General features: G+C 32.3%; 13 protein-coding genes. 5 read left to right on the forward strand and 8 right to left on the reverse strand.

Annotation, left to right across the window (positions count from 1 at the left end; all coding sequences use genetic code 11):
- Positions 1 to 70: 70 nt before the first annotated feature.
- The 5 genes from CIT01_10615 to CIT01_10635 form a co-directional block, all read right to left on the reverse strand.
- Positions 71 to 511, reverse strand: coding sequence for a heat-shock protein Hsp20 (locus CIT01_10615; protein AXV38626.1), 441 nt, complete (start codon positions 509 to 511; stop codon positions 71 to 73).
- A gap of 137 nt (positions 512 to 648) precedes the next feature.
- Positions 649 to 1,569, reverse strand: coding sequence for a prenyltransferase (locus CIT01_10620; GenBank protein AXV38627.1), 921 nt, complete (start codon positions 1,567 to 1,569; stop codon positions 649 to 651).
- Positions 1,570 to 1,833: 264 nt separating this feature from the next.
- A complete protein-coding gene (locus CIT01_10625; GenBank protein ID AXV38628.1) occupies positions 1,834 to 2,211 on the reverse strand; it encodes a hypothetical protein in 378 nt (125 codons plus the stop codon).
- 78 nt (positions 2,212 to 2,289) lie between these two features.
- A complete protein-coding gene (locus CIT01_10630) occupies positions 2,290 to 2,661 on the reverse strand; it encodes a hypothetical protein (protein AXV38629.1) in 372 nt (123 codons plus the stop codon).
- Positions 2,662 to 2,847: 186 nt separating this feature from the next.
- The gene (locus CIT01_10635; GenBank protein ID AXV38630.1) at positions 2,848 to 3,840 is read right to left on the reverse strand and encodes a TIGR00341 family protein; all 993 of its coding nucleotides are present in this window, start codon (positions 3,838 to 3,840) and stop codon (positions 2,848 to 2,850) included.
- Between the two features lie 108 nt (positions 3,841 to 3,948).
- Here CIT01_10635 and CIT01_10640 point away from each other — a divergent pair, with 108 nt between their 5' ends.
- Complete coding sequence (locus CIT01_10640; protein AXV38631.1) at positions 3,949 to 4,899, forward strand: hypothetical protein; 951 nt, start codon at positions 3,949 to 3,951, stop codon at positions 4,897 to 4,899.
- 106 nt (positions 4,900 to 5,005) lie between these two features.
- Here CIT01_10640 and CIT01_10645 read toward each other — a convergent pair whose 3' ends face one another.
- A complete protein-coding gene (locus CIT01_10645; GenBank protein AXV38632.1) occupies positions 5,006 to 6,436 on the reverse strand; it encodes a hypothetical protein in 1,431 nt (476 codons plus the stop codon).
- Between the two features lie 236 nt (positions 6,437 to 6,672).
- On the opposite strand from CIT01_10645, the gene CIT01_10650 reads away from it, so the two are divergent.
- From CIT01_10650 to CIT01_10665, 4 genes are all read left to right on the forward strand, one after another.
- Entirely contained in the window at positions 6,673 to 7,740 is a 1,068-nt protein-coding gene (locus CIT01_10650) for a single-stranded DNA endonuclease (GenBank protein ID AXV38633.1), read from the forward strand.
- 45 nt (positions 7,741 to 7,785) lie between these two features.
- Positions 7,786 to 9,300, forward strand: coding sequence for an ATPase (locus tag CIT01_10655; protein AXV38634.1), 1,515 nt, complete (start codon positions 7,786 to 7,788; stop codon positions 9,298 to 9,300).
- Positions 9,300 to 10,421 carry a metallophosphoesterase gene (locus CIT01_10660; protein AXV38635.1) on the forward strand — a complete coding sequence of 374 codons (1,122 nt, stop codon included), beginning with the start codon at positions 9,300 to 9,302 and terminating at the stop codon, positions 10,419 to 10,421. The genes CIT01_10655 and CIT01_10660 overlap by 1 nt, the downstream gene beginning before the upstream one ends.
- A gap of 65 nt (positions 10,422 to 10,486) precedes the next feature.
- Entirely contained in the window at positions 10,487 to 13,189 is a 2,703-nt protein-coding gene (locus tag CIT01_10665; GenBank protein ID AXV38636.1) for a hypothetical protein, read from the forward strand.
- Positions 13,190 to 13,247: 58 nt separating this feature from the next.
- Here the strand turns inward: CIT01_10665 and CIT01_10670 are convergent, their stop codons facing one another.
- Together CIT01_10670 and CIT01_10675 are read right to left on the reverse strand one after the other, a co-directional pair.
- Positions 13,248 to 13,772, reverse strand: coding sequence for a hypothetical protein (locus CIT01_10670; GenBank protein ID AXV38637.1), 525 nt, complete (start codon positions 13,770 to 13,772; stop codon positions 13,248 to 13,250).
- A 182-nt stretch (positions 13,773 to 13,954) separates the two neighbouring features.
- Positions 13,955 to 15,289: an amino acid transporter gene (locus tag CIT01_10675; GenBank protein ID AXV38638.1), complete on the reverse strand. Its 1,335-nt coding sequence runs from the start codon at positions 15,287 to 15,289 to the stop codon at positions 13,955 to 13,957.
- Positions 15,290 to 15,324: the final 35 nt, after the last annotated feature.

Consider the following 15,324-nt stretch of genomic DNA (forward strand, 5'->3'; position numbering starts at 1 on the left):
TTAAAGAATATAAAACTTGAAAATTATAAAAATTATAAAAGAAAAAAAAATGTGGATAAGATCCACAGGTTTACTCCACTTTTACATTGAAACTTTCTTCTTTTTCTAATTTAGGTACTTCAACTTTCAAAACACCATTTTCAAATGATGCTTTTGCTTCTTGTGGGATAACCTTCTTGGGAAATCTTACAGTTCTTCTAATAAATCCGCTCTTTTTATCGGAAAGGGTCATGTACGTTCCTTCAACCACATGTTCCACATCAAATTTAGCTTTAACTTTCAGTCTTTTTTCGGTAAGATTCAACTCTATATCCTCTTTTTTAATACCTGGTAGTACCACATGAACTATCACGCTTTCATCTGTTTCGATAATATTTTTACCCGGTACAAAGGTGTAGTCTACAATCTTCTTTTCAATATCCTGGCGCATGACATCTAAGGTCTTGGCCGTGTCTTCCATCATACTACTTACGATGTCTTTCATTTCTGATACATGGTCTCTTTTTTTCATTTTTTCAGCCTCATATTTTGAGTCGTTTAATTATATTGGAACTATTATAATATAAAATTTACCTGATTTAGTGTAAACTCGTAAAAATTGATAAAATCATTAATAAATCAATTAAAAAAATGAGTCTTTAGAATTATTTAAATAGATAAAATATTAGCCATCAAAGTTAAAAAATAAATGTCAATTAATAAAATTAGTAGTATTAATGAAGAAACAATATATTTTGTTAAATTAACAAGGCCGAACTGAACTTTTTTTATATAAATCCCAATAACAGTTATGACTGGAATTAATGAAAGAAGAGTTACTAAATTGAAATTCACTGATGGATATATATTACTTTGACCCATAATAAGGAATGATACTGATCCTAAAATGGCAAATAGTAAAATTAATAATAAACTGGTTTTAATATTATATTTAACAACAAATGTATTTTTACCTGCCTTTTTATCACCCTTTCTGTCTGGTAATTCCACACTTAATATGAATACAAATTGATAGAGCATAGAAGGAATACTAAAGATGATAAATTTCAGGTCAATTAAACCAGCAATGGTAAGGTATCCTAAACCGGGAATGATAAAACCACTTATCATCATTGCAATTTCTCCAAGACCACGATACGATAATTTAAGGGGTGGGGCAGAATAAAACCATCCTAAAAGATTTCCAAAAATAACTAATAAAAGGAATAAGGGTGATAAATATAGGATAGAAAAAAGAATTGCCAGGAAAATGGATATTAGAATAAGGCCCACTGCTATATTTCTGGAAGTACTACGTAGTTCAGGATTTTCTACTAAAATTCCGCTGCCACCACTAAACAGGTTAGGCTTAATGAAATGATCAGCTTCCCAGTCAAAGTAATCATTGCTGTAGGATATTGAGAGATGAGCCGGTAATAAAACCAGGTACCCCCATAAAAATTTATCCAGTGAAAATTGTCCCGTTAATACGCCCGCTAAAAGAGCACCGGACGTGAAAGTTAAAAATCCTGCAGTTAAAAAATGAATACGTCCCAACCTTATTATTTTGACTAAATAGCTAAAATCCATATTTACTCCTTTTTTTGACTCCTGTTACTATTATTTGGAAATTATATCCTAAAATATTATCTTTAAATTATTACAGTCTTGAATGAATTTAGCTGAAAAATTAGGGTTAATTAAAAAAATTTTGTTAAAGATTTATATACAATTCTTAGCGAACTTATGCAGGAGAACTAGTTGGGACGCTTTAATTTATAGTATGGGGGATGAATAGATGAGGCTCATTATTTGAGAAAGAATAAAAACGCAGGATATTTGTAGGGTCCTTTATCATAACTTAAACCATCCTTTTTTAGAGGAATTATCGTTATTGGAGTTTGCATGGAGGTGCTTGATAACTTCTTCCTGCTCCTCTAAAAATCTTTTAAGATCATCCACTTTTTCGTGGAGAGTTAGATTTTCTTGGTTAAGAATTTCAATCTGCTGCTGGAGATTTTGATTGTTTTTTCTTAATTCAAGGAAGGTTTTTTCAATTTTTTGGTAGTCTTTATGGCTGATTACCTTAACTGATTCGTCTGCTTCGAAGGGATGCTTATCATTGAGGGGAACTATAAATCTTTCAAACTTCCAGCGGTGTTCCCTCATCTTTTTGTCAATAATTATCTTCTCTTCAATACACTTTTTAATATGGGAATCAGTTATTTTCAATTAACAATACTCTCCCTACGCATCTATCAAACATTTATAAATATTTAATATGACCTATAAAACGTAAAAAAACATTTTTTATAGGCCTATCAAACATTGGGGTTTTTCTTTCTCATGTTGGGATACTGAATGTTTTTTGGTATTACTGTTACCAGAGAATGATTTCAGAGTTGTCTGCACATCAAAATCCATTAAATTTTCACTGTAGCGATCCATTTTGGATATATGGTCCTTTATTTTGAGCAAGGCAGATACAGGGGTAGTGTTATTCCTTACTCCAAGACCTTCAGTGATAATTTCTTTAATTGCTTTGATGTGAAGTCGGTTGTTTTTGTAATAGTTTTCAAACTCGTAAAAGGGAAATATTATGAGTTGTTCGTCTTCTTTGAATATTCCGAGGTTGTAAAATACTGATTCGTCTTTGCCAATTTGTACTATACTGAGCCTCATATTACATCACCATACATGGGGGAGTAATAGTATAAACAAAGGCATTCATGTGGGTTGAGTAAGAGCATTTGAAAAGTAATTTTGATAATAAATTTAATATGTGTATTATTAAAACAAAAAATTAAAGGGGGAAGGTTAAAATAGTAACTGAACTTTTAAAATAGAGATTTTATACAACTAAAATAGCTAATAATAGGTTAGTATAATCAGAACGGCTAGTATTACACTTAGTATTAATACTGATATTGCAGTCATTTTTTTGGCAGTTACTTCCTGTTCCTTTTCTAGGGGGTGTACTTTTTGCTGGATTAAAGTTAATATTCCTGCAAAAATTATGGCCACTAAATTAACTGAAAAAATGAGAAAAGCTCCTCCTGCAAGGAAAAAATTTCCTGATCCCAATAACAGTCCAAAAGTTACCAGCGGGGGAAGCAATGCTACTGCAATCATCACTCCTACTAAAGCACTTGATAAATCTGTTATTAATGCTAGAGAACCTGCAAAACCAGAAGCAAGGGCTAATACAATTCCTCCCTGGGCAATGTTGGTTCTAAGTAGAATAGATGGTATGGTAGAGTCTACGTTGAGAAAAATGCCTAAAATTACTGAAATAATTATTGAAATCATTATTCCAACAAAACTAGACTTCAAAGCAGTGCGGGCGAGGTTTAAATCTCCCATAACCATTGAAAATGAAATACACATATTGGGACCAATTAGGGGTGCGATAATCATACCTCCAATTATAACTGCCACATCGTCATTTAAGACCCCAATAGCCGCAACAAAACTGGATAAAATTACCATTGATATATAAACAAATGATAATCTGCTCATATCTGTAACTTTAATATACAATTCTTCTCTACTAATTCTAGCCTTATCGTGTTCAGCTTCAGCTGTTTTTACTTCTTCATCTAATCTAAAATCTTCTGGGAGAGGTATGTAAGTTTCAACAGGAATAACCATTATTCTGAAACCTTCGAGTTCTGAAAAACGTTTCTGAAAAACGTCCAGTATCCGTTCTGTTCGTTCTGTTTTAATAACAATATTAAAACGAGTGTATCTTTTGGAAAAATCTGAATGAGAAAAATCAAGAACTTCACATTTTTTTATGATTTCAATGGTTTCCTCTTTTTTATCATTTGGAACAACTATCTCAATTTGACGAAAAACCATTTTGATCTAACATAATATATATATTTAAAGGTATAAAAATTTTATAAAAGTGATATCAAATATTTATAAATTCATATTTAACAAACAATAAGTTTAGGGCGAAAATCTATGAATAAATACATATTAACACTGATAATTATAATTTTAGCAATATTCACCACTTACTCAACATATAATTACTACGAAACAGTTGAAAACACAGTTTTTATTGGTTATCTTCCCAGCAATCACCATGCTGCCCTTTTTGTTGCCCACGAAAAAAACTTATTTGAAAAAGAAGGATTGAATGTTCAACTGGTTCCATTTAGAAATGGAGAAGATTTATTAAGAGCAGCAGAATACAATCAAATAGACATGGGATACTGCGGTATAACTCCCGTTATGATGGCTTTAGATGAAAATGAACCTATTAAAGTAGTGGCCGCAGTCAATCAGGAAGGAAGTGGGATAGTAGTTTCGAATGATATAAGAAATGTGAATGATTTTAAAGGAGAAACAGTAGCTATACCTCGTGAAGGATCTATTCAAGATGTTCTTCTAAAATATTACCTCTTAAAAAATAATATTAATCCGGATGAAGTTAACATCACCGAGCTGGAAGTTCCTGTAATGGAGGTTAATCTGGAAAATCAGTTTATTAATGCTTATGTTGCATGGGAACCTTATGTATCGCTAGCTAATGTGTCCAATGAAAATGTAAGCAGGACATTCATATATTCTGGTGATATAATTAAAGATCATCCCTGTTGTGTAGTTATTGCAACTGATAAATTCATTGAATCTAAACCAGATTCCTTAAGAAAGGTGTTAAAGGTCCATGTAAACGCTACGGAGTATGTAAATGATCATACAGAAGAGGTTGCTCAGATACTGTCGGCAAAATTAGGTACTGATGTTGAAGTGGAAAAAGAAGGATTAAAACATGTTGAATTCATTGCAGTTCCCTCCCAAGAGTTTATGGAAGAAACTTTGATTATTCACGGTATTCAAAAAGAATTGGGATATGTTAAAAATGATATTACACTAGAAGAAATATTCGATCTCAGGTATTTGCCTTGAATAATATGTTTATAATTTTAGCTTAATTAACGTCAGAAGCTTTCTATTTTTTTTATATTTATCACTTTATTCTTCTTCTTTTTTAATTTAATACCAATTTAATCAGTTAAAATTTATCTGGATCAAATCTAATTTCTATAACTGCTAAAACGAATATTAATATGCTTAGAATTGTGGCTAAAAAAAATGAGGAATAAAAACCACTTAGAAGAACATTTTGTGGAGCGCTAACCTGGAATGCCCCCATATTAGAAATTCCATTAGCAGCAATAGTTCCCTGGAAGATAGCTTGGAATATAACCACACCCATCACCAAACCTAAGTACCTAAACAGATTCATTAAGCTGGAAACAATGCCCATGGATTCATCAATACTTTGATTCATAATGGTTTTAGTATTTACTGGTGTGAATATACCCTGTGATAGTGCTCTTAATGCTAAAGCAGTTACAATAACTAAAATACCTATAGTGGGATTTAAAAGCATAAGAAGAATACTGGAAGCTATTAAAAGTATAGTTGAGGATATTTTAACCATGTTTGAACCAAAAAGATCAGATAAATGACCGGCCAATGGTGAAGCAACTACGACTAGTGCAGTTGGTGCGAATATAATAAAACCAGCAAAGCCACTGCTATATCCTTTAACTAACTGCAAAAAAAAGGGAATAATAAAAATTGTCCCTGAAAGAACCAAGTTAATGAGAAATGCGCCAGTAAGTGACAGGGTCAAATAGTAATTTTTTAAAATAGAAATATCCACAAGGGGGTTGGTTGTTCTAAGTTCCCATAGACAAAATAATATAGAACAAACTATAGCTATTAAAAATAAAAGAAAAATAGCCAGGGAACACCAACCTACAGTATTGGAGAAATTAATGGCTAATAAAAATAGCATTATAGATGAAATTATTAGAACAGCACCAACATAATCAAAGTCAAATTTACTCTTTTTAACTTCTTCTTCTGGCAGATAAACTATGCTTAAAAATAATAAGATAAGCCCCATGAAGAATACAATAAAAAATATATAGTGCCAGCTGAAATATTCCGTTAAAAATCCACCAAACCAATTTCCAAAAGCAAGACCTCCCGCAGTTGCCAGTGAGATATATCCAAATGCCTTTCCTCTTTTACCTGCTTTAAAAACTGTTGATATTATTGCCGGTGCCACAGAAAGTATCATAGCCGATCCAATCCCCTGAATAATTCTATAACCAATAAGAGATACAATATTCAGGGATAAACCAGAATAATATGATGAAAAACTGAAAATTATCAATCCCACTACAAAAATGTTTTTATAGCCAAGGTGGTCTCCAATTTTGCCAAATATCAAAAGAAAGCTTAATAAAAACAATAGATGAGCAAGGACCACCCATGAAATTGTACTTACAGAAACATCTAAAAACTGTGACATGGTTGGTAGGGCAATATTAACCATCCCTGCACTGAGAGACCACATAAAAAGAGATGTAGAGATAATAAATAGGATCATATTAGAATTTTTCTTAAAGGGTGAATTATTTAAAATCATTGGAAACACTGCTAAGTTTTAATGTCAATATAGTATGTATCATAAATACATTTAAATCCATAACAAAAAAGGAAAACTTCTAGTAATTAATCTAGTATTATGGCAGAAAAATATCATTAGAACAAATCTCTGAATTTGTCTATTTCTTTAATTATTTAATTATAAAAAACATTTAATAATAAACAAGGACATTATATGTTATGTCATTTACCTTGTGAGTTATTAGGTGGAAAAAAATGTTAGATTCGCTTTACGAAAAAGCATTAATCAAAAAGCAAGAGATAAAAAAAGCTTTTAACCAGGATTTGGAACAACTAAAAATCAATCCAGATAAATATTGGAAAAATTATTCCATAAACGAGACAAAGGTTGATTTTACAATATCTGGCGGTGATGGAAGCTTTAATCAGAAAAGATTTATGAGTTCTATACTCTATGCAGTTGATGCAGAATGTTTGATATATGATGGCAACAACCTTAAAAAAGTTGAAAGTTACGAAGTAGACATACTACCACCATATAAATATGTACAGGATATCTTACGAAATTATATGTCCATTTTTGAGATAAAAAGTAGTTACAAGGCTTTAAAAGAATATAATGTTGATTTAAGTCTTTTTGATGGGTCAATACTGGGAAATATTATAAGACCTTTCCCAGTGGAAAATGAATTACCTTCCGACAAAAAGATAGAAATAAAAGAGACGTACCTACCTCAACTGGAAGAGTTATTAGAAAATGAAGAAGAAATAGGGATAGTGTCTACAAAACTTTCTAATGAAATTGACAGGAAATTTGAAGAGTATAATATTGAAAGTATGATTTATCTAGAAAACCTTGAAAATTTACTAGTACTAGGTGGGTTTCTAAAAGAAACAAAGAACATAGTTTCTATATCTAAAACTTCCACTAGACGAGATTATTTTGAATTAAAAATTCCAGATATTGCCATATTTGAAAAATATTGTAAAAAAGAGGGTTATTCAGATCCACGGCATCTGGATGTTAATAAAACAATTAAAAGAGATTTTCCCATATTAAACAAATTTTTCAGGGGGTTGGAATTCACAGTTTTCTACTGCAGGCTAGAAAACTATAAAAATGTCTTGAAAGTTGAGTTGCCTTTCCATGCATCTAAAAAACAGGTAGAAAATATATTGGAAAAGATAAAAAGTGTAAGTGCTGGAGGATATCCTTATCTTTTAAAAAAAGCCCATAATGATGTGGTAATCAAGTTACAAGACATGGAGAAAATCAATAAAATATTAAATTTGATTGAGAGAACAGGTCGTGACATGCTTTAACAATGGGAATATTATAATAATAATAGGAAAATGGAGAGAAATATTATGACAAGCAAGGTTATAGGAAGATGTATTGGTGAGACCTCACCTATTATGGTAACTTTTGTCTCTAAAAAAATGCCCCTGGTAGGAGAGTACGTTTCCATGGAATATGATGAAAAAGTAGTTCTGGGAATGATTGAATCATTAATAAGGGGTAGTGTTTCCATAACCAACGACATATACGATCCTAAAACTATTGAAAAGATCAGGGAAATAGAAGGGGATGATCATTACATCAAAGGTAGTATACGGATTTTAGGAGATATTGAAGATCTAAAAATTCCTAGAATACCCCCACCTCCAGGGACTGAAGTTAAAATTGCAGATGCTTCTGTTTTAAAAAAGATTTTCCATGTGGAATACGCTCCCTTGAAGCTTGGAAATCTCATAACCCAAGAGGAAGTTGAAGTAGAAGTGGATATAAATAACATGGTAACCCGGCACCTGGCCATACTGGCCATGACGGGTGCAGGAAAATCAAACACGGTGGCTGTGGTAGTTGATGGGATTCTGAAGATGAATGGCAGTGTTTTGATCTTTGACATGCACTCTGAATATGTGCAGACAAAATTTAAAAAAGGGAGTGTCAATCCTCTAAAAGCAGTGTTAAATCCGTTATACTTGGAATTTTATGAATTTAAAAGACTGGCCAGAATACCGGACAATGCCTATGTTCAGGAAAGATATCTTCGTAAAGCATATAATCTGGCATTAAAATCTATGAGGGAAAGTTTAATAACTCATAACGATTTTTTAATGGCAATAGAGGATCAGCTAAATTTATGGATAGATGATGAGGATTTTAATTCTAAGGACAAAAAATCAGTAACTGATGTGGCCAATAAACTGGATGATATGAGAGACCGATACGGCAACATACTGGACATGAATGCCCCGGATATAATTGATAAGCTGAAACTGAAATCAGCCAATGTTATCGATCTAGGATCAGTAGATGAATATGCATCTGATGTTATAGTGAGTCATGTCATGCGGAAAGTGTTAAAGAAAAGGAAAGATTATCTAAGAAATGAAGAGGGATTAGAATTTCCAATATTTTCTATCATTGAAGAAGCCCACATACTGGCACCTAATAATCGCCACACTGAATCTAAAAGATGGATCAGTAGGATTGCCAGGGAAGGACGAAAGTTTGGTGTGGGATTGTGTTTGGTAAGCCAGAGCCCTAAATCATTAGATTCAGATTCCTTATCCCAAGCCAATAATATGATTATACTTCGGTTGGTGGAGCCCACTGACCAGAGACACGTGCAGATGGCCAGCGAGAGTTTAAGTGATGATTTAATATCACAGCTACCCTCACTTAACATTGGAGAAGCCATAGTACTGGGTTTAATGACTAAAATTCCCACACTGGTAAAGATTGATCAATTTAAGGGTAAAATTGCCGGTGGGGATCTGGATATAATAAATGAGTGGGGTAAAGGTCTAAAAAAGCAGGAACAAAATTTAGAGGATTTGGATAAGGAGTACTTAGATTTGGGAGGAGATTATTAATGCGTTTTGTCCATTTATCTGACACCCACTTGGGTTACAGGCAATACGGACTTTTCGAGCGAGAAAAAGATTTTTATGATGTATTCATGGATTTAACCGGAAAAATCATAGAGGAAAGACCGGATTTTGTCATCCATTCTGGTGATTTTTTTGAATCTTCAAGACCACCTACCACTGCCCTCTTAACTGTACAAAACTGTCTAGCTCAGTTGAAAGAAAGAAACATACCCATATATGCCATTCCTGGAAATCATGATACTATAATGAGAAAAAATGCCCTACCACCACTGGTTTTATACAAAAATTTTGGATTGAAACTCATTAGTTTAAGAAATCCGTACTACATTGAAAATGGGATATTTATTGGTGGAGTACCTTTTAATTCTAGATACTTCGCTGATAGATTAAAGAATCAGATTCAAGAATTAAGCCGTAAATCCATGGAATATGATTACAGAATTCTGGTCTTGCATCAAGGAATTGATAAGTACATTCCCTATGAATATGAGCTTAAAATAGGGGATATACCTGAAAATTTCAATTACTATGCTTTTGGCCACATTCACAACCGGATAATCGATGATTATGGTCAGGGAAAACTGGTATATCCAGGTTCACCAGAGATCTGGAGAATAGATGAACTTCCCACCTACAAAACCAAAGGTAAAGGATTTTATTTAGTAGATACTGACGGTGACTTGCCAGATATACAACCAGTGGACCTTCAACTACCCAGAGAAACCATCCAGAAAGAGATAGAATATTCTGATTTGAACAAACAGTTAAAAGAACTTAAAGATTATGTGTCAAATTTAAATAAAAAGCCAGTAGTTAACTTAAAAGTAATTGGCCAGGATTTTAACCGTTCACATGTATATGAACTAATTAACAAATGTTTTAAGGATTTATGTCTCACCATAAGGCCACAGTATGATATTCAAACTGCTGCCGATGAAAAGATATCATCAGATAACAATCTAGACATTGAAGATATTGTAAAAAATAAATTAAATAATCCAGCACAGTCTTCTTTGACATTAAAGTTGCTGGATAAGCTTTCTCATGGAGATATGGATGCGGCCCAGGAGACTGTTGACGAATTTTATGAGAACTACCAATGATCTCTAACGAGATAGTTATGAGGATTATCAATGAGTTCTAAGGACGTAATTTATGGAGATTATCTATGATAATAGAAGAGATAAAACTGGAAAACTTCAAATCCCATGAATATACTGTGATAAATTTTAATCCAGGTATTTCTATTATAATGGGTGAAAATGGAGCTGGTAAATCCAGCATACTAGAGGCAGTTAGTTTTGCTCTTTTCAAGGAACATAAAACCAAGATTGATCAGCTGGTCCAGAATGATAAGAACCGAATGCGAGTATCTTTAAAATTTTCCTCCAATGGAAGACATTACAGGATAAACCGTAAAAGACAGAGGGGAACAAAATCAACATCTAGACTGGAAGTAATGGAAAACAATCGTTACAATCTGCTGGTAAGTGGAGAAAAACAGGTCAACAGTTATATTAAGGAAATACTGGAAATGGACAGCGATCTTTTTTTAAATGCAGTATATGTCAAACAGGGCGAAATCGCTGATCTCATAAATAAATCCGCTGCTGATAAGAAAAAGATGATTGGTAGACTTCTGGGAATTGAAAATCTGCAAAAGTCCTGGGAGAACATGCGCCATCTTCTTAGTATTTATGAAAATAAAAGAGAAAATTTAAAAGGGAAACTCGAAACTTTAAAGGATACTCAATTAGAATTAGAAGAAAAAAAGAAAGATGAAAAATTGTTAGTAAAGAATATTAAAATCCTTGATGAAAAAATAAAATCTTTGAATAATGATTTAGAGGATTTAAATGGACAAAAATCAATTTTAAATGATAAAAAAGATCAGTTCAATTTTATAAATAACAAGATAGAGTCTAAGGGTGAATTATTAGATCAATCTATTGAAAATGAGAAAGGATTGAAAAAGGAGTTAGAATCAATAAAATCTAAAGAAGAAAAGATAGTGGAAATAAAACCCCAAATATCAAAATTGGAACCTTTAAATAAAGTAGATAAAAATTTCAATCAATTGAATCAGCTTCAATCAGAAAAAAATAGTTTAAAAGAGTCTTTAAACAAAATAAAAAAATTTAAAACAATTTTGTCTGAAAATGAAGAGAAATATACCGAATTTATTACTATTTCCTCAAAAATCAAGGAATTAAATAGCAAGCGAAAGGATTATGAGGGTAGTAAAGCCTTAAAAGACCAATACAACACCCGTAAACAAACTTTACACAACAATATAGTTAAATCACAGGACAAGATAATAACATCACTCAATGATTATGGTAAAAAATTGGGGGAAAAATTCAGTAAAGTAGAGGACCTGCAAAAACATGTAAAAGTCACCAAACCGCCACTGGAAGAGGAAATCCAGAGTATTGAATCAAAAATAGACGACATTAAAGGAGATATTATAGAACTCAAGTCCCAGATTAAAAATTTCAAAAAACCAATAAATGAATTGGAAAAGGTAGAAAATGAATGTCCTATCTGCCAATCAAAAATTACTCCCGAAATAAGAGAAAATCTGATTAATAATTACCAGTCAGAGATAAGCATAAACAAAGAGAATATCCACATTTACTCTGAAAATAAAAGGGAACTAAAGAATAAAAGGGATGTTTTAAACTCTAAGATGAAGATAATCAACGAAATTAAAATTGATCTTTTAAAAGAACAGCTTACTAATTTGAATGAATATAAAACAGAATATGGAAAAATAGAAGCGGATATTAGAGAAATTGAATCTGGTGTGGAAAAATTAGTCCAAATAGATGAAAAGCTGCAGGAATGCATACAAAGGCAGGAAGCTGCTGAAAAAAGTTATAAAAAATATTTAGGTGCAAAAAATGTCCTGCAGTCATTTGAAAGTCCAGATAAACTAAAAAAATGTCTAAACCAAGTTGAATCAAGAATAAATTCATTTAAAGCAGAAAATGAAAAGCTCCTATTTGAACTGGAAACAGTGCCAAAAAATATTGAAGACGAAATAAAACGATTAGAAAAACTCAAAGAACAATATGATCAGTTGAGGGGACAGATAAGTTCAAAAGAGGAAATTGTTTCAAAAATTGAAGATGTAATGGGCAAAATAACTTCACTGCAAAAAGAGTTAATAAAACTAAGATCTGATTTAAATGAATTAGATTATGATCAAAATAAACACCAGACCCTAATTGAAACAATTAACAATGAAAATACCAAATTAACTAATTTAACAGCTGATCAAAGTAAAAATATTGGAAAAAGAGAAGAATTAGCTGAGAATATTGAAAATTTAAAGAAGAGATTGGAACTATTCAAAAAAGACCAGAGAGAATTGATTAAGATTAATGATTTCATAGTTTTGCTTAATGATATAAGAAAATTATTTGGAAAAGACGGCCTCCAGAAAGATCTTAGAAATATCTCTCGACCTATGATTGAACAGAATACACGGGCATTTTTTGGAAAATTCAACTTTGAATATTCAGATATAAAAATTGATGAAAATTACGATATAACTGTTTACGGCCCTTCTGGTGAAAGTCAATTGGAAATGGTTAGTGGTGGGGAGAGAATTGCCGTGGCCCTAGCCCTAAGACTGGGCATAACTCAAGTACTCTCCAAAGGGGCTCTGGAGTTAATAATGTTAGATGAACCTACAATTCACCTGGACTCTTACCGGAGAAAGGAACTGGTAGATCTCCTAAAGCAGATGTCTATAATACCTCAAATGATCATTGTAACTCATGATACAGATTTAGAAGAAGCTGCTGATAATATTTTAAAGATTGAAAAGAGTAGTGGAGTTTCTATGTTATCTAACTCCACCTAAAACAAATTTATTCAAATATTTTCTTTCAAAAATAAATGGGCTTGTTTTTTTATATAAATTATTCTTCTGATTCTTCTGGTGCTGGAATATCCAGTGGATTTACAAAGAATAAAGCAAAACCATCAACAATTAGCCAAATACCTATAATTATGGCCAGATAGAGTGGATCTAATGCATAGATTCCTAATATGAGGTAGATAATACCCAATATTATCCCCAGTACAGCAGTACCTTTATTGATTTTTGCTTCCCGGGTAACTAGTCCGATCACTCCAGCAAGGATCAGGAAGAATCCTGATATATACAACCATAGACTTGCTAAAAAGCTAAATGCAAGTATGTTACCAAACATGCCTATTCCTATGATAATTGCAAAAATGGCCAGTAAAAGATTTACAATACTGGCAGCTTTGCTTTTATGCCATGTGTCAAAACTGTGTGCCAAGAACCATATTCCCAGAAACAGTATAGCAAAACCAGCTAACACACTAACAGTGAAAACACTTATCAAAGGAAACGCAATAACTAAAATACCTAATATAATAAATAATATACCTAATAAAACGTTCCTGTTTTCAGCCATATAATCTCCTCCTAATGGATTAAACAAGCCCAACAATAATATAATTTAGGGGTAATATATAATTTTCTTCCGATTTATCTTCCAACATATGGATTGTTAAGCATAAAAACGCATTATAAGATATAAAACCCTGGAATAAGACAGATATATAACCAAATTTTTTTTGAATTTAATACAGAAAGCTAAAGTTTGGCATTATTTAAATCATTAAAGATCTTTTTAGCTTTATCATAAATTTGTTGAATTTTTCGTCCAGTAATTTTTTGATAAATAAATTCTATTGAAAAAGATGATAAAAGTAGAATTATTAATATCCATATGTCTAAAGGTGATTTAAACAGTGTCTGCAGTATAAGGGCTATTAAAGCAGCAATACATACTACTAAACCGGTAAAGGATACATATTTAGAACTATCAGTTGATTTATGTAAATTTATGTTGGAGGCGTTCACTGCGGCAAAAATAATTAAAAAACCAGCACTTCCCATAGTAGCTATTTGAGAAACATCGAAAAGATTGGCTACAATTAAAGTAATTAGAGAAGTAATTAAAAGACCTTCCAGTGGTTTATTCCAAATTTTCTTTTCTAACTGTTCTGGTAACTCGCCTTCTTTGGCAATTATGTAGCTAACCCGTGAAGTACCATATAACGTGGCATTTATAGCAGAACCAGTAGAAAAAAGTGCAGCAACTGCAATTAAGATAAAACCAGTCATGCCTAAAAAGGGTTTAGCTGCAGCTGCAAGAGCATAATCTTTAGCTGCTGTTATTTGGTCTAGGGGAAGATTACCCACAGTAACCAGTGCCACCAGTATGTATAGAATAATCACCAGGATAACTGAAAAATAATAAGCCCGTGGAAGGGTTTTTTCTGGATTTTTAACATCCTCAGCAGTGTTAGCTATTAATTCAAAGCCTTCGTAGGCTACGAAAATAATAATACCACCTGCAATTAAGGATAGGGTGTTGCTCCAAGTTGAAGGTTGCAAATTTTGAGTATTAACACTTAAAATTCCTACCGAAACAAAAAGCAATAATATACTGATTTTAAATGCTACAATTGCTTCTTCAAATCTTCCAACTGTACGAGCACCTAAAATATTCAGACCAGTTAAGACTATAATAATAATTGAAGTAAAAATATGCCGCCACAATGGTTGTATTTCACTGGGAAAGAAGCTTGCTCCGTAACTTCCAAAGGCATATGCGTACAGTGAAAGCATTATAATATAACTTAAAAATAATAAGATATTAAGAGTGCCGGTAGTTAACCCCGGACCAAATGATTGGTTTAAAAATTCTACTGTACCACCTTGGCTTGGATATTTAACTGATAATTTAACATAGGAATAAGAGGTTATAAGTGCTACCAAACCAGCTATTAAGAATGCTACTGGAGTTCCTCCATGAGATAATTCCACAGCTAATCCTAAAACCGCAAAAATACCCCCACCAACCATACCTCCAATTCCTATAGCTACAACCGACCAAAATCCTAAAGATTTTTCATTGGACATATAAACCCTATAAATAATTATGTTTCCTTCATAAA

Source organism: Methanobacterium sp. BRmetb2 (genome assembly GCA_003491285.1).
Classification (GTDB): domain Archaea; phylum Methanobacteriota; class Methanobacteria; order Methanobacteriales; family Methanobacteriaceae; genus UBA117.